Source organism: Arthrobacter sp. NicSoilB11, from assembly GCF_019977375.1.
Taxonomy (GTDB): Bacteria; Actinomycetota; Actinomycetes; order Actinomycetales; family Micrococcaceae; genus Arthrobacter.
The window spans coordinates 419,680-438,239 of record NZ_AP024657.1; the positions used below are offsets into that span (position 1 = coordinate 419,680).

Annotated in this window: 15 protein-coding genes; 5 read left to right on the forward strand and 10 right to left on the reverse strand. The window is 66.9% G+C overall.

Annotated features, from left to right (window positions below):
* Positions 1-17 precede the first annotated feature (17 nt).
* Positions 18-614 carry a TetR/AcrR family transcriptional regulator gene (locus LDO14_RS02045; protein ID WP_223993522.1) on the forward strand — a complete coding sequence of 199 codons (597 nt, stop codon included), beginning with the start codon at positions 18-20 and terminating at the stop codon, positions 612-614.
* Positions 611-1,702, forward strand: coding sequence for a DMT family transporter (locus LDO14_RS02050; protein ID WP_223993523.1), 1,092 nt, complete (start codon positions 611-613; stop codon positions 1,700-1,702). Before LDO14_RS02045 ends, LDO14_RS02050 begins: the two co-directional genes overlap by 4 nt.
* Here the strand turns inward: LDO14_RS02050 and LDO14_RS02055 are convergent.
* Both LDO14_RS02055 and LDO14_RS02060 read right to left on the reverse strand, forming a co-directional pair.
* Positions 1,613-1,909, reverse strand: coding sequence for a DUF3040 domain-containing protein (locus LDO14_RS02055; protein WP_223993525.1), 297 nt, complete (start codon positions 1,907-1,909; stop codon positions 1,613-1,615). The genes LDO14_RS02050 and LDO14_RS02055 overlap by 90 nt on opposite strands.
* A gap of 95 nt (positions 1,910-2,004) precedes the next feature.
* Complete coding sequence (locus tag LDO14_RS02060; RefSeq protein WP_223993527.1) at positions 2,005-3,051, reverse strand: aldo/keto reductase; 1,047 nt, start codon at positions 3,049-3,051, stop codon at positions 2,005-2,007.
* A gap of 177 nt (positions 3,052-3,228) precedes the next feature.
* Here LDO14_RS02060 and LDO14_RS02065 point away from each other — a divergent pair, with 177 nt between their 5' ends.
* A complete protein-coding gene (locus LDO14_RS02065; RefSeq protein ID WP_223993529.1) occupies positions 3,229-3,963 on the forward strand; it encodes a GAF and ANTAR domain-containing protein in 735 nt (244 codons plus the stop codon).
* A 161-nt stretch (positions 3,964-4,124) separates the two neighbouring features.
* Positions 4,125-6,347, forward strand: coding sequence for a 4-alpha-glucanotransferase (gene malQ, locus LDO14_RS02070; protein WP_223993531.1), 2,223 nt, complete (start codon positions 4,125-4,127; stop codon positions 6,345-6,347).
* A gap of 94 nt (positions 6,348-6,441) precedes the next feature.
* Here the strand turns inward: malQ and LDO14_RS02075 are convergent, their stop codons facing one another.
* Positions 6,442-9,597, reverse strand: a complete 3,156-nt coding sequence (locus tag LDO14_RS02075) for an alpha-amylase family glycosyl hydrolase (protein WP_223993535.1) — start codon at positions 9,595-9,597, stop codon at positions 6,442-6,444.
* A gap of 182 nt (positions 9,598-9,779) precedes the next feature.
* Entirely contained in the window at positions 9,780-10,826 is a 1,047-nt protein-coding gene (locus LDO14_RS02080; protein ID WP_018772081.1) for a beta-propeller fold lactonase family protein, read from the reverse strand.
* A gap of 194 nt (positions 10,827-11,020) precedes the next feature.
* On the opposite strand from LDO14_RS02080, the gene LDO14_RS02085 reads away from it, so the two are divergent.
* Positions 11,021-11,872, forward strand: coding sequence for a putative protein N(5)-glutamine methyltransferase (locus LDO14_RS02085; protein WP_223993537.1), 852 nt, complete (start codon positions 11,021-11,023; stop codon positions 11,870-11,872).
* A gap of 148 nt (positions 11,873-12,020) precedes the next feature.
* Here LDO14_RS02085 and LDO14_RS02090 read toward each other — a convergent pair whose 3' ends face one another.
* From LDO14_RS02090 to LDO14_RS02115, 6 genes are all read right to left on the reverse strand, one after another.
* A complete protein-coding gene (locus tag LDO14_RS02090; RefSeq protein ID WP_223993539.1) occupies positions 12,021-13,742 on the reverse strand; it encodes an HNH endonuclease signature motif containing protein in 1,722 nt (573 codons plus the stop codon).
* Between the two features lie 218 nt (positions 13,743-13,960).
* Positions 13,961-14,374 carry a hypothetical protein gene (locus LDO14_RS02095; protein ID WP_056391090.1) on the reverse strand — a complete coding sequence of 138 codons (414 nt, stop codon included), beginning with the start codon at positions 14,372-14,374 and terminating at the stop codon, positions 13,961-13,963.
* Positions 14,375-14,500: 126 nt separating this feature from the next.
* Entirely contained in the window at positions 14,501-14,767 is a 267-nt protein-coding gene (locus LDO14_RS02100) for a GlsB/YeaQ/YmgE family stress response membrane protein (protein ID WP_018769627.1), read from the reverse strand.
* 132 nt (positions 14,768-14,899) lie between these two features.
* Positions 14,900-15,733, reverse strand: coding sequence for an aldo/keto reductase (locus tag LDO14_RS02105; RefSeq protein ID WP_018769628.1), 834 nt, complete (start codon positions 15,731-15,733; stop codon positions 14,900-14,902).
* Positions 15,734-15,768: 35 nt separating this feature from the next.
* Positions 15,769-17,325: a long-chain fatty acid--CoA ligase gene (locus tag LDO14_RS02110; protein ID WP_134166076.1), complete on the reverse strand. Its 1,557-nt coding sequence runs from the start codon at positions 17,323-17,325 to the stop codon at positions 15,769-15,771.
* A 23-nt stretch (positions 17,326-17,348) separates the two neighbouring features.
* Positions 17,349-18,545 carry an acetyl-CoA C-acetyltransferase gene (locus tag LDO14_RS02115; RefSeq protein ID WP_056391084.1) on the reverse strand — a complete coding sequence of 399 codons (1,197 nt, stop codon included), beginning with the start codon at positions 18,543-18,545 and terminating at the stop codon, positions 17,349-17,351.
* Positions 18,546-18,560: the final 15 nt, after the last annotated feature.

Here is an 18,560-nt window from a genome sequence, read left to right on the forward strand (position 1 = left end):
CCACCGCAAGGAGCCCCATGCCTGTGTCACGCGCTTCGGCGACCAGCCGCCGCCCCGCCCGGGTGCTGCTGCTCGACGCCGCCGCACGCCTCTTCTATGCCCAGGGGGTGGCCGCCACGGGAATCGACACCATCACTGCCGCGGCGGGCGTTGCCAAAAAAAGCCTCTACAACAACTTCACGTCCAAAGCGGACCTCGTGGCCGCCTACCTGGAAGCACGGCATGAGGAGTGGCTCGGCCTTTACCGGACGCGGCTGGAAAAGGCCGGGACCCCGTCGGAGCAGGCACTGGCGGTCTTCGACGCCTACCTCGACCACGCAAATGCCGCCTACCAGCACGGATTCCGCGGCTGCGGGCTGCTCAACGCGGCGGCTGAACTGCCCGCAGGGGACCCCGGGCGGACTGCAGTGCGGCTCCACAAGGAGGAAGTGCAGGAACTCCTGGCCCGGCACGTCACGGCACTGTTGCCCGGGAGGGAGGGGCAGGCGCCTGCCGTTGCCGCCCACTTGGCCTTCCTCCTCGAAGGTGCCATGGCCAGGGCAGGCCTGGAGGGCGGCGACGTGCCGCTGCGGCAAGCCCGGGCCATCGCCGGGCAACTGCTGGACGACCTGTGAACAACAAGCCAAACCATCAGCAGGCCCAGCCCTGGGGAGCGCTCTCCATAGTGGCGGCATCCATCCTCTGGGGAACCACCGGAACAGCGGCCACCTTCGCGCCCGCCGTGAGCCCACTGGCCATCGGCGCGGTGGCAATGGGGCTGGGCGGACTGATGCAGGCACTGTACGCCGCACGGCACATTGCCGTTCAGTCAGGCAGCCTGCTTGCGCGATGGCGCCTGGTATCTCTCGGTGCCGTGGCGGTTGCTGTCTACCCCCTGGCCTTCTACAGTTCCATGCGCCTCTCCGGAGTGGCCGTGGGTACGGTGGTTTCCATCGGTTCAGCTCCGGTAGCGGCCGCCCTGATCGAACGTTTCGCGGACGGGAAGCCGCTGAGCCGACGCTGGATTCTCGGGGCGCTGCTGGGAATTGGCGGCGCAGCCCTGCTGTCCCTTGCCGGGCACTCGCCGGCAGCACCCGCACACGGGGCTGCTGGCGCCGGGGCTGATTCCTGGAACTCGACTTCCTTGACTTTGACTTCCTTGGCGCCGACGGCGGGAATCCTGCTGGGGCTGCTGGCCGGAACTACTTATGCTCTGTACTCCTGGGCGGCACACCGGCTGACCGGTGACGGGGTCTCTTCACGGGCGGCCATGGGCGCCGTTTTCGGACTCGGCGGGCTCCTCCTGGTGCCTGTCCTTGCCGCAACGGGACGCCCGCTGCTGGAGTCCTGGACCAGCGCCAGCGTCGGCGCCTACATGGCGGCGGTCCCCATGTTTGCCGGGTACCTGCTGTTCGGGTGGGGCCTGGCCCGGGTAGGGGCGAGCACGGCCACCGGCATCTCGCTGCTCGAAACCGTGGTGGCCGCCGTCCTGGCCGTGCTCGTGGTGGGAGAACGGCTCCCAGCACTTGCCTGGCTTGGCGCCGCCGTCGTCCTGGCAAGCATGTTCATCCTGGCGCCGCGGCGGCAAACTGCTGCGGCACCCGGGGGCCGCGCAGGTGCACCACCACGGCCATCAGCCGGTGGTCTGCCGGCCGCCGCTCCGGGCCAGCACCGTGGGACCGAGCAGCAGGCAGGCGCCCAGCCCCAGCAACAGAATCCCTAGCACCACCGCACCGGGAGCCGGCAGCCCGGCCCCCGCGATAATGAGCACCACACCAATCAGTGCCGCCGCCATGCCCGGGAACAGGCCTGCGGGGAAACGGCGTGCCGGATAGCCGGACAGCAGTTCCATGGCCAGGTGGGGATCGTCCGCGATCAGCCCCAGTTCCAGCTCCTTGAGCAGGCGTCGCTCCTCATCGGACATTGGCATGGCAGGCCCCGGCTTCCTTGGGCGGCGGTATCGGTATCGACCGTAGGAGCCTTCCACCGGTTAGTCAATAGTCCGGGGTCCGGGCTGGAAGCCGCCTACCGGCGTCGTAATTCCGCGAACTCGATGGACGGCACGATTGCGCCCGCGTCCCGCTCCACAAAGTTGGTTCCCGGCGGCACCAGGTCGTCGATGGCATCCAGTACGGTCTCGCCCAGCTGGACATCCGCCGCGCGCAGGTACGCCCGGAGGTGTTCCTCGCTGCGCGGGCCGATGATCACGCTGCTGATGGCGGGATGGGTCAGGGCAAACCCCACGGCCAGGTCCACCAGGGACATTTCCAGCTTGTCCGCCAGCCGGGCCAGCGAGTCCGCGGCCAGCAGCTTCCGCTCGCTGGATGGCCCGGAGATGTCGTACCGGCCGGGCAGTGTGTGGACCCGGGTGGGCGGCTTGCCCGATTCGAGGACGAAGCTGCCGGACAGCCAACCGCCCGCGAGTGGGCCGTAGGCCAGCACGCCCAGGCCATACTGCTGGGCGATGGGCAGGACGTCCCGCTCGTTGCCGCGGACCAGCATGGAGTACGGAATCTGGTTGCCCAGCGGCGGGATCAGATGGTTTGTGGTGGCCAGCCACTGGGCCTCCACCAGCTGGGCCGGCGTGAACACCGAGGTCCCGTAATACAGGATCTTGCCCTGGCGGATCAGGTCGTTGAGGGTGGTGATGGTCTCCAGGACGTCGGTGTTGTAGTCCGGCCGGTGCGCCTGGTACAGGTCGATGCGGTCCGTCTGCAGGCGCCGGAGGCTGCCCTCCACGGCCTGGGTGATCCAGCGCCGCGAGTTCCCGGAGTGCGCCGGGTTGGGGCTCATCTGGCCGTGGAACTTGGTGGCCAGGAAGACATCGTCCCGGCGGCCGCGGAGGGCCCGGCCCACCACCTGTTCGGACTCACCCTGGGAGTAGACGTCAGCGGTGTCGATTGCGGTGATGCCGGCGTCCAGGGCTTCATGGATGATCCGGATGCTCTCGTCCGCGCCGGTGGGGGCGCCCTGGGAGCTGCCGTTCCCCTCGCCGAAGTTCATGGTGCCAAGGGTGAGGGGACTGATGGGGGTTCCCGACCGTCCGAACACCCGCAGTTCGCTCCGGCTCATCTGCGGCCTCCTCCATTCAGTTGCCGTGCCTTGGATCGTCACGAGGCTACACAGATTCGGCAGGCCGCCACAGATTCCCGCCTTAGTCCTTCTCTTTTCGTCGTACGGAGTAACCGGCGCCCCGCAAATGACGTTTTGTGGCGCGCACGCGGCACTCCATAGCGCCTATATTGAGGGATGGGCTCCTCCAATCGTGACGGCCAGTTCGTCCAGTTGCATGACATCATCATGGGCAGCGGCAATGTTGCTGATTTCCTGACTGAGCTGTCCTCTGTTGCAGCCTCCGCCGTCAGCGAGGACGCGGGCGTGTTCGTCGAGTGCGGCGTGACCCTCCAGCGCCGCAAACGCAGTGCCACCATTGCGGGCAGCAGTGAACGCGCCGTTGTCCTGGACAAGCTGGAGCAGGTCCTGGGTGAAGGTCCGTGCATTGCGGCGCTGGAGGCCATGAAGCCCGTCATCCTTTCCAATGTGGAGACCGATACCCGCTGGCCCAAGTACCAGAAGTTGCTGGCCGAGAACGGCTGCCGCAGCGTCCTGGGCGTCCCGCTTGCCCTGGACGGGCACCAGTCCGCCGCGTTGAATTTTTTCGCTTCGGAACCGGACGTCTTCGCTGACGAAGTCGTTCGCAGGGCTGAGGGGTTTGCTGACCTCGCGGGCCGCGCATTGAGGCTGGCACTGCGGATCGCCGACGCCCAGAACCTGGCGGACGACATGAGGGCCGCAATGGCCAACCGCACCACGATCGACCTGGCGTGCGGGGTGATCATGGCCCAGAACCGGTGCAGCCAGGATGAAGCCATGGCCCTGCTCACCAAGGCGTCCAGCCACCGGAACCAGAAGCTGCGGGACCTGGCAGCGGGAGTCATCGGCCGGGTCAGCGACGGAGCCGTGACCACGCACTTCGATCCGTAACGTCCACCTCCGGAACCCGTCCTGATCCGCCTGGATGCCGTCCCGGTTTCGCCTCCGCGCCGCCCTGCAATAATCTGAACCAACGGTTGTGCACGGGGGTGTCAGCGCCCGGTACAACAGCACTGTAAGTTCCGGGACCATCACAGACGAGGCGGACACCCATGACGGCTTCAGACCAGCAGCACGCACCAGGCCCAGCGATCCCAGCAGGCCCTCCCGCCGCTGCGGCCGGGCCAGTCGATCCGCACCTGCTGCAGCAGCTGGCCGACGCGCATGGTGTGGGTACGTCCTTCCAGGGCTGGGATGGGCTGCCGCATTCCGTTGCCCAGGAGACGCTGGTCAAGGTGCTGGCAGCCCTCGGTGTTGAGGCACACACCAACAGTCACATTGAGGCTGCCCTGGCCGAAGCCGAACTGGCGCCGTGGCGGCGGATGCTGCCGCCCGCCGTCGTCATTAAGCAGGGCGAACCGGCCCAAGTGCCGGTCCACGTGCGCGACGGCGCCACCGCGCGCCTGACCGTCACCCTGGAAGGTGGAACCGGACAGCGCGAAGCGGTCCAGCAGGATGTCTGGGTCCAGCCCCGGGAGGTGGACGGCGTCTCCACGGGACGTGCCACCTTCGCGCTTCCCCAAGACCTGCCCTTGGGCTGGCACACGCTGCACGTCGAGTCGGAGGGCGCTATGGCCAGCGCCGCCCTGGTGGTAACCCCTGCGCGGCTGGCCACGGCAAAGCCGCTGGAGGAACGCCGCGGCTGGGGGCTGGCCACGCAGCTGTATTCGGTCCGCTCAAAGCGGTCGTGGGGCATCGGCGACTTTGCGGACCTGGCGGACCTGGCCGCGATCAGTGGTGCGCGCGGCGCCGACTACGTGCTGGTCAACCCGCTGCACGCGGCCGAGCCGGTACCGCCGGTCCAGCCGTCGCCCTACTCGCCGTCCACCCGCCGGTTCTTCAATCCGCTGTACATCCGCATCGAGGCCATTCCCGAGCTGGCATACCTCCGGCCGCGGAAACGTGCGGCGCTGGAGAAGCTGCACGAGGAAGTGGCAGGGCTGAACCGGGAAGGCACCCGCCTCGACCGCAATGCCGTGTACGCGGCCAAGCTGCAGGCGCTGGAAATGCTTTATCACACGCGCCGTTCACCGGCCCGGCAGGCCGCCTTCGATGAGTTCTGCCGCAGCTCCGGCCGCGGCCTGGAGGACTTCGCGCTCTGGTCAGCCATCCGCGAGGACCTGGCGCCGGACGACCCCCTGTGGACAGACCCGGAGTGCGCCATCGGAACACCGGAAGCCGAAGCCCTCCGGGAGAAGCTGGCGGACCGGATCGGGTTCCACCGCTGGCTGCAGTGGATCTGCGACGAGCAGCTCGAGAACGCCCAGAGGGCCGCGCTCCGGTCGGGGATGCGGCTGGGCGTGGTGCACGACCTTGCAGTAGGCGTGGACCACAGCAGTGCCGACGCCTGGACGCTGCGCGGCGTGCTGACCCCGAACACCAGCGTGGGCGCACCTCCTGACATGTACAACCAGCAGGGGCAGGACTGGGGCCAGCCCCCATGGCACCCCGCACGCCTGGCCGAGGCCGGATATGAACCGTTCCGCAACATGCTGGCCAACGTGCTCAGGCATGCCGGCGGCATCCGCGTGGACCACATCCTGGGACTCTTCCGGCTGTGGTGGATCCCCATGGGGAACGCTCCGGGGGATGGCGCCTACGTCCGCTACGACCACGAGGCCCTGATCGGCATCCTCGCGCTCGAGGCGCACCGCGCCGGTGCCGTGGTGATCGGGGAGGACCTGGGCACTTTCGAGCCCTGGGTGCGTGACTACCTTGCGGCCCGGGGGATCCTGGGCACGTCCATCCTGTGGTTTGAGTACGACGGCGATTCGCCCCTTGCGCCCGAAAAGTACCGCACGCAGGCGCTCGCCAGCGTCAACACCCACGACCTGCCACCCACCGCCGGCTACCTTGCCGGGGACCATGTGGGGCTCCGAAGCCGGCTGGGGCTGCTGGAACGGTCCGAGCAGGAGGAGCGCGCGGAGCACAACGCGTCTTTGGAGAAGATGTTCGCCCTGCTGCGCGAGCGCGGGTACCTCTCCGAGGGCGCCGCCGGCGGCGTGGAGGGGCAGCCGTCCGAGGAGCACACCATCGAGGCGCTGCACCTGCTGCTGGCCCAGGCGCCGTCGGTCCTGCTCGGCGTGGCCCTGGTGGATGCGGTGGGGGAGCGGAGGGTCCAGAACCAGCCCGGAACCACAGAAGCCCTGTACCCCAACTGGCAGGTGCCCCTGGGTGGGCCGGACGGCAAACCCGTCCACCTTGATGACCTCCCCGCCAACAAGCGGTTCAACTCGCTGCTCGCGGCGGTGGAGGGAGCCCTGCACCGGGCCTAAGCGGTTCTCAAGGCAACAGGCCCCGCCGCTTTTGTAAGCGGCGGGGCCTGTTGCCGTAGTTGCTTTGCCTGGTTTGCCTTGTTCGGCGGGTGAACTAGTTAGCGGCGATCACATGGGTGAAGTGGTCGTACCGGATGGTGACCGGGCCGCCGTCGTGCTCAAACACTATGTTGGCACCCGGGGAAGCGCCGCCGGCCCCATAACTGATGTCCCAGCTGCGGTTCAGGGCCGCCTTGAACTCGTAGCTTCCCGCAGGAAGGTCCGGAACGGACAGCTTCCACACGAGGTCTGCCGGGTCCAGCACCAACTGCGCCTGGTTACAGGACGGCTCCCAGTCCGAGGCGCAGCCCAGCTCGCTGTCCATGCTTCCGGCTGCCGCCACGGCGGCCGGCTGCTGCGAGGCGTAGACGGCGCTGAGCAGGTGGGTGCTGTTGTCATAACGGAAAGTCACCGGGCCGCCGGGATGGTCCAGCACGATGTTCTGCCCGTTGAGCTGGCCGTCGGCGCCGTAGTTTTCGTCCCAGCCGCCGTTGAGCGCTGCCTTGTATTCGTACTTCCCGGCCGGCAGGTCCACGGTCAGCCGCCAAATGCGGTCCGCCGGGTCCAACACCATCCGGGCCTGGCTGCAGCCTGGATCCCATTGTGCGCTGCAGCCCATCGCCTGGTTCAGTGATCCGGCCACCGTGACCGAGTCGGGCTGCGGGGCCTGGCCCACCGTGACAGTCCTGGTTTCGCTGGTGACGTTGTAGCCGGTGCCGGTTATGGCCGCCCGATATTGGACCTTGGTGCCGTCCGCCAGCCCGGTCACGTCGTCGGTTGCTGAGTAGACGGGCGAGGACGAGTCGGTGCCCACAGCGGTCCAGACCCCGCCGCCAACACTGCGCTCGAAGGACACCACGTGGTTGGCCTTCTCCGGGTCAGCGGTGGCGCTGAGCTCAACCTTGCCTTCCACGCTGCTGCCCTCCGCAGGCTTCTGCAGGGTCAGCACGGGCGCGGGTACGGCCGCGGAGCGGCTTTGGCTGGTGGCGGAATGCCCGCCGTTGTCCAGAACGGTGGCGCGGTACTCCAGCGGTGTGCCGGCATCCAGCGCCGCGACGTCGTGGAAAACCTGGTACGGAGCGGTGTCGTCCGTGCCGATCGGCTGCCACGCGCCGCTCGCCGTCCGGGCTTCAAAGGTGACCTCGTAGAACGAAGCACCGTCGACGTCGGCCGTTACGTTGATGCGTCCGTTGTCACCAGGCGCGGCGGCCGGCTGCCGGAGGGCGACGGCGGGAGCCTCCTTGGAGTGCGGAATGCGGCCCGAGGATTCGTAGACGACGGCGGAAAGCGGCGGCACGGTCACGGTCAGTTTTGCGTCGTCAGAGGTTTTGGCTTCATCGGCGCCTTCGCCGTAAACGCGCATGTAGCTGCGCTTGGCGATGTAGGTGGGGACTTCCACCGTCTGTGTCTGGGTGCTGTTGTTCAGTGCCACCACGTATTCGCGCTGGTCCTTGGCATCGGTGCGGGAGAAGGCGTAGATGCCCGGCCCGTCAGAGGCGTAGCGGTGCTGGTGTGCGCCATTCCGCAGTGCCGGGTGCTCTTTGGTGAGGGCTGCAAGCTCCCGGATTTTGGCGTAAAGCGGGTGGCTTGGATTGAAGTTGTCCGTGGCGTGGGTGGCGTCCGTGCCCAGCAGGTCGTCGTCCAGGTAGTCCGGGACTTTGCTGGCGAAGAGGGTCTGGCGGGCATCCTGGTCGCCGCCCGGGCCGGTGAAGCCCTGTTCGTCGCCGTAGTACACCACCGGGTTGCCGCGGGAGAAGTACATCAGCTCGTGGGCCAGCTCGTCGCGTGCCACCTTCTCGGCATCGCCTGCGGCGGGGTTGTCCTGGGCGATAAAGCTGCCGATGCGGCCCATGTCGTGGTTGCCCAGGAACGTGGGCAACTCATAGACGTTGGAATCGGCGTCGGTGTACCAGTCGTCACCGGCGAAGAACGCCTGGAGCGCCTTGGCGTCCTGGCTCTTGGAGGCAAAGTTGCGGGCGGCATCCTGGAAGGGGAAGTCCAGCACGGCCTGCATCTTGTTGCGGGTGGTGAACTGGGACGTGAAGCTCTTGGTGGTGTCGAAGACCTCGCCGAACATGAAGAACTCGTCCTTGCCGTGCTCCTTGGCGTAGCTGAGGACGTTGGGGCCGAATTCCTGCCAGAACTCGTTGTTCACGTGCTTCATGGTGTCGATCCGGAAACCGTCCACGCCAAAGTCGCCGATCCAGGACTTATAGATGTCCTCCATGCCGTGCACCACGGCGGGGTTTTCGGTGAAGAGGTCATCGAGGCCGAAGAAGTCGCCGTACATGGAGTCCTCACCCGTGAAGGTGGTGTCGCCGCGGTTGTGGTACAGCGTGGGGTCGTTCAGCCAGGCGGGAACCTTGAGGTTTTCTTCGCCCGGTGCCAGGACCGGCTTGTAGGGGAATGACGTGTTGGCGTCCAGCCGGGGGAAGGTTCCGGTACCGGCGTAGTCGCGGTCGTCGAACGCTTCGCCGGAGGCTGTCTTGTAAGGGACTGCGTCCTTTGAGATGTAGCCTTTCCGGTTGCCCTCCTGGTAGCCGATGACGTCGGCCGTGTGGTTGGTGATGATGTCGAAATAGACCTTCATGCCGCGGGCGTGGGCCTCGTCGATCAGGGCCTTGAGCTCACCGTTGGTGCCCAGGTGGGGGTCGATCTGGGTGAAGTCGGTGACCCAGTAGCCGTGGTAGCCTGCCGACTTGTCCTCGGGCTGGACCGCCTTGTTCTTGAAGCTGGGGGTCAGCCAGATGGATGTGGTGCCCAGGCCCTGGATGTAGTCGATCCTGCTGCGCAGGCCGGCCAGGTCGCCGCCGTTGTAGAAGCCCTTCCTGGTGGGATCGAAGCCGGAGACCATGGGATCCGGCCCCAGGCCGCCCTGGTCATTGGCGGTGCTGCCGTTGCTGAACCGGTCTGCCATGACGAAGTAGAAGTTCTCGTCCGTCACGGGACCGCGGAGCGAATGCAGGGCGGTGGAGGATCCCTGGCCCTGGGCGCCGGGATTCTTGGAGCCTGAATCCTTGAGGCCCACCGCGGCATGGGCCGGGAGGACTGCTGCGGAAACGGCCACCGCAGCGGCAAGGAGGCCGGCCGCCGACCTCGCCGTGATTGCCCGGCCCGGGGCCCGGCGGCGGGTTGTGGGGTGCTGTGTTCCTGCGGGCTTTGCCTGCAGTTGGGCGCGTGGGGGCGCGCCGGGAGGGGTGCGGAATAACAAGGGTGAGACCTTCCTGGGAAGCAGCGCTGCTGTACAGGCTTGCCGTTGACAAGGGATGCGGCAGGAGGGTTCTAAGGACAGCATGTAGACCTGTGAACCAAGTCACAACTGTAAGCGCTTGCACTGAATTACTCCAGCGTCTGGGGAAGAGTAAGGGGAGGAAGCCGTAGCGGGCATCGCAGTTAGCCGGCGGACACCAAGGCAGTGGGAGAGGGGGTGCGAAGATCATGAAGCACGGGGCCCGGGAGCCCGGTGACGGGATCCAGTTCAAAAGTGGCAATGTTGTCCGACCTTTCGTGGGCCACGTGCAGCCAGCTGCCCCGGACCATGTGGTGCCGCGGCCAGTCCCCGCCGCTGTCGAAGTCCTTGACGGGGATCAGTTCGGTGCCGCCGGCTGCTACTTCCAGGACGCTGAGGAGGTTGGATCCACGCACGCCGGCGTAGGCGAAGTTCCCCTGCGGGCCAAGGCAGATTTCGGCGGCCGAATCACCGTCCTGGCTGCCGCCCGCAGTTGCAGGTCCGCGGAATATCAGCTCATAGGTGCCGGCCTCGGGCCGGACCACGAAGACCTCCACGGAGTACTCCGACACAATGAAGACGTTGCCCGTGGGGTGCTCCACCATGTGCCGGGGACCGGTGCCGCAGGGGAGGACCACCTCGTGGTCGGCTACCAGGCCGGTGCCCGGCTCATAGGTCCAAATGCGGAGGGTGTCGTGGCCCAGATCGGTCGTCATGATGCGCCCGTCGCGCAGCATCAGGCTGGCATGGGCGCGGCTCGGCCTGGGGCTGCCGGGGAAAAGGCCGGCGTGGGGGTCAACCGACGGTGCCGCGGGGAACCGTGCCGTCATGCCGCCGTCGTCATCCAACTCGTAGAGCAGGACCTGCCCGTCACCCCAGCATGCAGCGGTGACAAACCGGCCGTCCGGGTCCACGGCGACGTGGCAGGTGGCCTCTCCGGCAGGCTCCGGTGCCCCGGACAGTTCCAGCGCAAAGTCACCCCGTCGGCGGTAGGCCTGAACCATTTTGCGCTGCTCCGCCGCTGCGTAAACCAACGGCAGCGTCGGGTGCACGGCCAGGAACGACGGCGACTGTGCCTGGACTGCCGTGCCCAACCATTCAAGGCTTCCGTCCTGATGCTCCCGCACGGCCCCGATGCCATTGGCGCGGCCGCCGCCGTCGGGGGTGTAGGTGCCGATCCAAAGAATGTTGCTGGCTGTTCCCGTGGTCATTAACCCATCCTGCCAAGAGTTGGCATCCATTCCCGAGCACAAGGCCACCTATTAGCATGGGATTTCCAGCAGCGGACGAAGGAGGTGGATCCCATTACCGCAGTCACAGTTTTGGGTATTCCCGTTCGGTGCCGTCCGGAGAGCTTGGCCTAGCCGCCATGGGGACGCCCGTCTTCCCACCGAAAGGCGTTGCTGTGCCCCCTCTCGACTCACGGACTGCCGGCAGTCCTGCCCCGTCGCCGGTCTTCGAAGGCATTGTCTCCGCATTGCGGTCCGCCGGCTGCGTTTTCGCGGAGGAAGAGGCCCGCCTGCTGCTGGCGGAGGCCTCACTTCCCGGCGACTTAGCGCGAAATGTCCGGCGCAGGGTGGAAGGCGTCCCCTTGGAACTCATCCTGGGCTGGGCCGAATTTGCGGGCCGGCGCATTCTGGTGGAGCCCGGTGTCTTCGTGCCGCGCCGCCGTACCGGGCTGCTGGTAAATGAGGCCCTCGCCCTGCTGCCGGCGACGTGGCCGGAGGGGCCCCGGCGGAAGCCCGCTGTTGTAGTGGACCTCTGCTGCGGGTCCGGAGCCGTGGGAGCGGCCATTGCTCATGAGGCGCCATGGGCGGAGGTGCATGCGGCGGACATCGATCCTGTGGCCGTCCGGTGCGCCAGGCGGAACGTCGGGCCCGTGGGCGGCCAGGTTCACGCGGGGGACCTGTTCGATGCCCTGCCGCGTGAACTGCGTGGCCGCGTCCGGGTGCTCGTGGTCAATGCTCCCTACGTGCCCACGGAGGCAATCCGCACCATGCCCCCCGAAGCGCGGCTGTACGAACCTGCGGCATCCCTCGATGGCGGTCCTGATGGACTGGACTTCCACCGACGCGTCGCCGCCGGGGGCATCGGATGGCTGGCTCCCGGCGGGCACCTGATCATCGAAACCAGCCAGCGGCAGGCATCCGGCACCTCCGCGATCCTGGCCGCCGCCGGGTTCGGCACCCGGACAGTCCATTCGGAGGAAGTGGACGGCACCGTGGTCGTGGGGCGCGTGGCGGCAGGGACCCACTAACCCGTCCTCCCGCTCCCCAATATCTTGCCTGCCGCCTGGAGGATCGAGCCAACCAGGCCCAGCAGCCGTGGACCGCACGTAACGGTCCTTCTGAACCGTCCGGAAAACCCCAGTACGCCAGGCTGCGTTCCCTACCAGACTGCGTTCCCTATTCGTATTGGTGGGGTGGTGGTGGGGGTTTGAAGTAGTGGTTTTGTTGGGGTTTTTGGGTGGGGTCGATGTGGGGTGGGGGGATGAAGGTTGGGGTGTGGTTGGTGGTGGTGATGGTCCATTGTTCTTTGTGGATGAGGTGGTGGTGGTGACTGCAGAGCAGGACGCCGTTGTTGGTGGTGGTGGGTCCGCCGTGTGTCCAGTAGGTGATGTGGTGTGCTTCGCACCAGGGTGCGGGGATGGTGCAGTTGGGGAAGGCGCAGCCTTGGTCGCGGGTGGTGAGGGCGGTGCGTTGGGCTGGGGTGAAGAGGCGGGTTTTGCGGCCGAGGTCGAGGATTTCGTTGTTGGTGCCCAGGAGCGCGGGGATGATGTCGGCGTCGCAGGCGATTTTCCGTAGGGTGGTGGCGGCGACGGGGCCGGTGAACGCGAAAGCCCCTGTCCCTGCCTCTGTCCCTGTGCCTGTCTGTGTCCCTGGTGGTGCGGGTATTCCCGGCCGTTCTCCTGTCGCTGTTGCTGTGGTGTGGGTGGGGAAGAGGTCCCGGTAGTGGATGGTGGCGATGATTTGGGGTTTGTTGCCGCCGGTGGTGGGCAGGGTGTTGGTGGCGAGTGCGGTTTTGGCGGCGGTGATGATGCCGTCGAGTTGTTTTTGGGCGCGGGTGCGCCGGTCCAGGTCCGGCAGGGCCGGCTGGGCAGGCAGGTCGGGCACGGCTGCTGTTTCGGCTGTTCGTCCGTGGTGTTCGGTGCCGGTGGTTGGGGTGGTAGTGCCGGTGCTGGTGTTTGGGGTGGTGGTGCGGGGGTTGGTGGCGGTGTTCATGACGGTGAGGAGGTGTTCGTATTGGTCGGTGGTGGCGAAGATTTCGAGGTGGTGCAGGCCGTGGCGTGGTTTGCGGATGAAGGCGCCTTGGGTGTGGCGGAGGGCTTCTTCGGTGGGTTCGGTGCCGTCGGCGTCGATGGTGTCGGTCCAGCGTTGGGCCAGGCGGGTGAGGAAGTCGGGGTCGGTGGTGGTGGCTGCGGTGGTGAGGTGCTTTTCGATCCGGTCCAGGGTGTGCGGGGTGGTGTGGTGTTGGAGCCGGTCCAGGGTGGCGGTGATGAGGGTCGCGGCGTGGGAGGACACGGCCGGTGCCTGGAGGGTGGTTCCGGTGGGCGGTTGCGGGGTCCGGTCCGTGGCGGGGTGGGGTGTGAGGGCGGTGGCGAGGTGGGGCCGGGTTGGCGGGAGTGGTTCGCCGGTGAGGCTGGTGCGGGGCAGGGTGTGCTGGGCGAGGGTGAGGCGGCGGCGTGCTTCGCGGATGGGGATGCGGAGCCTGAGGCGGAGGAACTCTGCGGTGTTGCGGCAGCCGTCATCGGCAGGGGAGGGCACGGCAGGGTGGGTGGTCCTGGCCGCGGCCTGGGTGATGGCCTGGGTGCGGGTCCGGTCCACAGTCAGGGCTGAGATGAGTTGCAGGTACTCCACGGTGCGGGCAAGGTTCTCGACCCGGGCGGCGTAATCGGCGGCCTCGATGTAGGTGGCGGTGGCCAGCACGCCCGGGGCGGCCAGGGCGGCGGTGGCGAGTTCTTCGGCAAGTGCCCCGAGGATGGCAGGGCCGGATCCCTCCCCGCCGGGGACGGCGCGAAGGCGGGCCGGACTCGTCCGCCGGCTGCCGGCGTCGTCAGCGTTCCCGCCGAGCAACCCACCGTATAACCCGCCGAACGGCCCGTCCAGCTGCTCCCCAATGGCCTCCATAACCCAACTCTGCCAGCCACCACCGACAATCAAGAGCCCCCAAAACCCCTATGTGGAAAACCCGGCAGGGCGGCAATGCAGGCCGCGTTAAACGCTGCCGGCCGCCGCGTCCCCCAAGGATCGCGACGGCCGGCAAGGCGATTCAGTTGTAGCACAAAGCCCGCATCTTCCCATGTCATACGCACTTTCATGCGTAATGATGAGGGCGGAAGCGGGAATCAGGCCTTTGTGCCCGTCCCGTCGGACGTACCAAGGTTGGTGGTGTCCGGGTGCGTGCTGTGGGCCGGGATGTGGTCTTCGCCCAGGCTGTTGGCATCGCTCCCCACGGAAGAGGTGGTGGGAGTACCTGTGGAAGGCCCGGATGACTGGCTTCCGCTGGAGCTGCCCTCCCGGTGCATCGCAGAGCCAATGACCGTGCCTGCCCGGCGTGCGGCTTCACCCAACTGGTCCGCAACCTCGGGAGCCTTTTCCTTGATGGCCTCGGTGGCCACGGATACCTTGTCCTGGACCGGCTTGCTGTCCCAGATGCCGGCTGCCCGGGCCTTGAGCTTGTCATAGGCGGCACGGCCTGACCGCGAGCCGAGGACATAACCTACAGCAACGCCTACACCCAAAAGAAGCTTGTTTTTCACGATGAACTCCTGCTCTGCGAGAAGGTTGTCAGTCCCGGCCGGCGTATCGGGCGCCTAATACCGGAGAAAAAGAAAGCCGGCCTGGGGATGGTGTCCCCAGGCCGGCTTCCTGGCTTGCCCGTACAGTTATCCGCGGGCGCTTCGCTTGGTGACCATGCCGTAGATGGCAAGGACGATCAGCGAGCCGACGATCGCCAGCAGCCACGTCTGGATCGAGAAGAACTCCTGCAGTCCGCTGCCGAAGATCATTCCACCCAGCCAGCCACCGAGGAAGGCGCCAACGACGCCCAGGATCAAGGTGATGACCCAGCCGCCACCCTGCCTGCCCGGGAGGATCGCCTTAGCGATCGCACCAGCAATAAGTCCGAGAATCAGAAATGCAATAAATCCCATTTGTTGCTCTCTTCCTGCTTAGAGGAGGCCTCCGGGTTCCGGAGGCACTTCATCCTTCTGCCCCAATAGTAATCATGCTTACTATCTATTTGCCAACCCCGCTTTTGGGAAAAAGAGCAGTTCAGGAGTGTTTTAGTGCCCGGTTTTGTCCGAGTCGTTGCCCGCACCGGGGCCCTCGTCGAGGATCGATAATTCCGCTAGATCCTGCGGGTCCAGGGCGAAATCGAACACGTCCAAATTCTCTGCCATCCGCTCCGGGGAAGCGGTCTTGGGAATCGTTACCAATCCGTTTTGTATGTGCCACCGAAGGACCAGTTGGCCGGGTGTTTTTCCATGCTTTTCGGCCAACTGGGTAAGGATGGGAGCACCCAATAAGCCGGCGCCCGATCCGCCAAGCGGGCTGTAGGATTCCGTGACAATCCCGTGGCGTGCGTGGAATTCACGTTCTGCGGTTCGGGTGATTGCGGGGCTGAGCTGGATCTGGTTTACCGCCGGAACCACATCAGTCTCCGCCATCAGCCGTTCCAGGTGCGCGGGCTTGAAGTTGGACACCCCGATGGACCGGACTTTCCCCTGTGCCTGCAGCCGTTCGAACGTCTGCCACGTGGAGACATACTGGTCCCGTCCCGGCAGCGGCCAGTGGATCAGCAGCAGGTCCACATAATCCAGCCCCAGGCGCTTCAGGGATCCATCCAGGCCCGCCACAGCGCGGTCGTGGCCCTGGAATTCCCCGTCCAGCTTGGTGGTAATGAAGAGTTCGCTCCGGTCCACCCCGCTGGCGCGGATGCCGTTGCCCACGCCGCGTTCGTTGCCGTACTTCACGGCGGTATCGATGTGCCGGTAGCCGGCTTCCACGGCGTGTACGACGGCGGCAGCCACCTGTTCGTCGTCCAGCGGCCAGGTGCCAAGCCCCAGTTGCGGAATCCTGTTGCCATCATTGAGGTCGATGAGGGGTGCAAGTGTCATGCCATCAGTCTGCCCTCCCACGGCCGTTCCTGTCCCTAGGCGGGGTCCTCAGCCAGCTTCCGCTTCAAAATCTTCCCGCTGGGCCCCAGCGGGAGTTCGGAAAGAATCCTGATCACCCGAGGGTACTTGTACGCCGCGAGCTGGTTGCTGGCGAAATCCATCAGCTCAGTTTCGCTGACGGTTGCCCCGGCATCCAGCACGATCGCCGCTGCGATTTCCTGCCCGTGGACGTCATCGGGGATGCCGTAGACGGCAGCACTCACCACAGCCGGGTGGGTCAGCAGGACTTCCTCCACTTCCCTGGGATAGACGTTGTATCCGTTGCGGATGATCATGTCCTTCTTGCGGTCCACGATGGTGAGGTACCCGTCGTCGTCCTTCGTCCCCAGGTCACCGGTGCGGAACCAGCCGTCCACCACCGCCTCCGCCGTTGCCTCCGGCCGGTTCAGGTACCCCTTCATCAGCAGGTGCCCGCGGATGACGAGTTCACCGAGTTCCCCGTTGGGCAGCAGCTCAATGCTCTCCACCGTCTCCGGGCGGGCGATTTCGATGTCGACGCCCCAGATCGGGATCCCGATCGTTCCGGGCCGCGGCGCCGTGCCCACATGGTTGAAGGCCGCCACCGGGGAGGTCTCCGTCAGGCCGTAGCCCTCATGGATTTCCACCCCGAAGACGTCGCGGAACTTGTCCATGACGGCCAGTGGAAGCGATGCTCCGCCGGAGATGCCGTAGCGGAGCGCCGTGGGCCGGTCCGGCACGGTCTTGGCGGCTTCCAGGAGCGCCACATACATCGTGGGTACGCCCAGGAAGATGTTGACGTTGTGCCGTGCCAGCAGCTTCAGGGCGTCCTCGCCGCTGAAGCGCGGCATAAGCACGATGGTGGCCCCGGCGCGCAGTCCGGTGTTGAGGACCACGGTCTGTCCGAAGGTGTGGAAGAGCGGCAGTCCGCCGAAGAGGACGTCGCCAGGCCGGAAGTCCATCACGCTGGTCAGCAGGACACTGGTCTGTTCCACCAGGGCGAAGTGCGTGCCCAGCGCGCCCTTCGGTTTACCGGTGGTGCCCGAGGTGTACAGGATGGTGGCTGTATCCGACGGGCGGCACGGCTCATACGTCCGGATCGGCTCGGTGCGGGCGGCCTCCGCTTCCAGTCGGCGGAACCCGCCGTCGTCGGGAGCCATCACGGTCAGCACGTCAATGCCGTTGGCCGCCGCGCCGGCGGCCCCCTCCGCCAGCAGGGGAGCGGCGCAGACCAGCAGCTTGGAACCGCTGTCCTGGAGGACGTACTCGATTTCGCGTGCCTTCAGCAGGGCATGCACCGGGACAACGATGGCGCCGAGCGACAGGATGGCGTAGTACACCCGGGCGAAGTCCGGGACGTTGGGGATCAGGACGGCGACGGCGTCTCCCGGGCCGATGCCGCGGGCCCGCAGGGCTCCGGCGTAGGCCCGGGTCTGGCTCCAGAGGTCGGCGTAGCTGACCTGGTCCTCCCCAACGACGAGGGCAATGCTGTCCGGAGTCCTTTTGGCTGATTCAGCCAGAACGGCTGCGACGGAGATGGTGGCGAAGCCGTCGGCGGAGTGGGTATTGGTCATGGCCTGCTTCTTCGGTGGGAGGGTCATGCTTTGAGGATGAGGGCGTCGCCCTGTCCGCCGCCGCCGCAGAGGGCCACGACGCCGGTGCCACCGCCGCGGCGCTTCAGCGCCAGCGCCTGGTGCAGCACCAGGCGTGCGCCCGAGGCGCCAACGGGGTGGCCCAGGGCGATGGCACCGCCTTCGGCGTTCACGGCTTCGGGGTCGATGCCCAGGTCGTTGGCGGACTGGATGAGGACCGAGGCGAACGCCTCGTTGATTTCCACCACGTCCAGTTCCTGGACCGTGAGCCCCTCGTCCTTGAGGGCACGTTCGATGGCCCGGGCAGGCTGGGAGTGCAGGGACCCGTCCGGTCCCGCCGTCTGGCCGTGTGCTCCGATCTCGGCGATCCACTCCAGCCCTGCGGCAATGGCGGCCGCCTTGCTGGCGATGACCAGGGCTGCGGCGCCGTCGGAGAGGGGAGACGATGAACCGGCGGTGATGGTGGCCGTCTCCTCCTTGGAGAACGCAGGGCGGAGCTGCGCCAGTGATTCGGCCGTGGTTTCCGGGCGGATGCCCTCATCGTGTTCAAGCGTCACGGCAGGGCCCTTCCGCTGGGGCACCTGGATGGGGGCGATTTCCTCAGCCAGCACCCCGGCGGCCCGGGCCGCTTCGGCGCGCTGGTGGGAGCGGGCCGCCACGGCGTCCTGCCCGGCACGGGTGATCCCGCGCTCGGCGTTGCCGGCGTCGGTGGCCTCGCCCATCAGCTTGCCGCTCACCGGATCCTGCAGCCCGTCGTGGTTCAGGGAGTCGAGCATGGGAGCGTCGCCGATCACGACGCCGGCGCGAAGCCCGGGGACCAGGTGCGGTGCGTTGGTCATCGACTCCTGGCCGGCGGCGACAATGAAGTCGGCTTCCCCGGTGCGGATCATCCGGGCGGCGTCGATCACGGCCGTGAGGCCGGACAGGCAGAGCTTGTTGATGGTGATGGTGGGAACGTCCCAGCCGATTCCGGCGGCCAGGCTGGCCTGGCGGGCTGGGCCTTGCCCGGCACCGGCCTGGATGACCTGCCCCACGATGACGGCGCCGATCTGCTCCGGGGCAACGCCGGTCCGTTCCAGGGCCGCCCGGATGGCGTGGGCACCGAGCTGGCTGGAGGAGAAGGGCGTGAGGCCACCGCGGAACCTGCCGAACGGGGTGCGGGCGCCGCCCAGGATGACGGGGATGTTGGCGTTCTGGTTCAAGAACAGTCCTTTCGG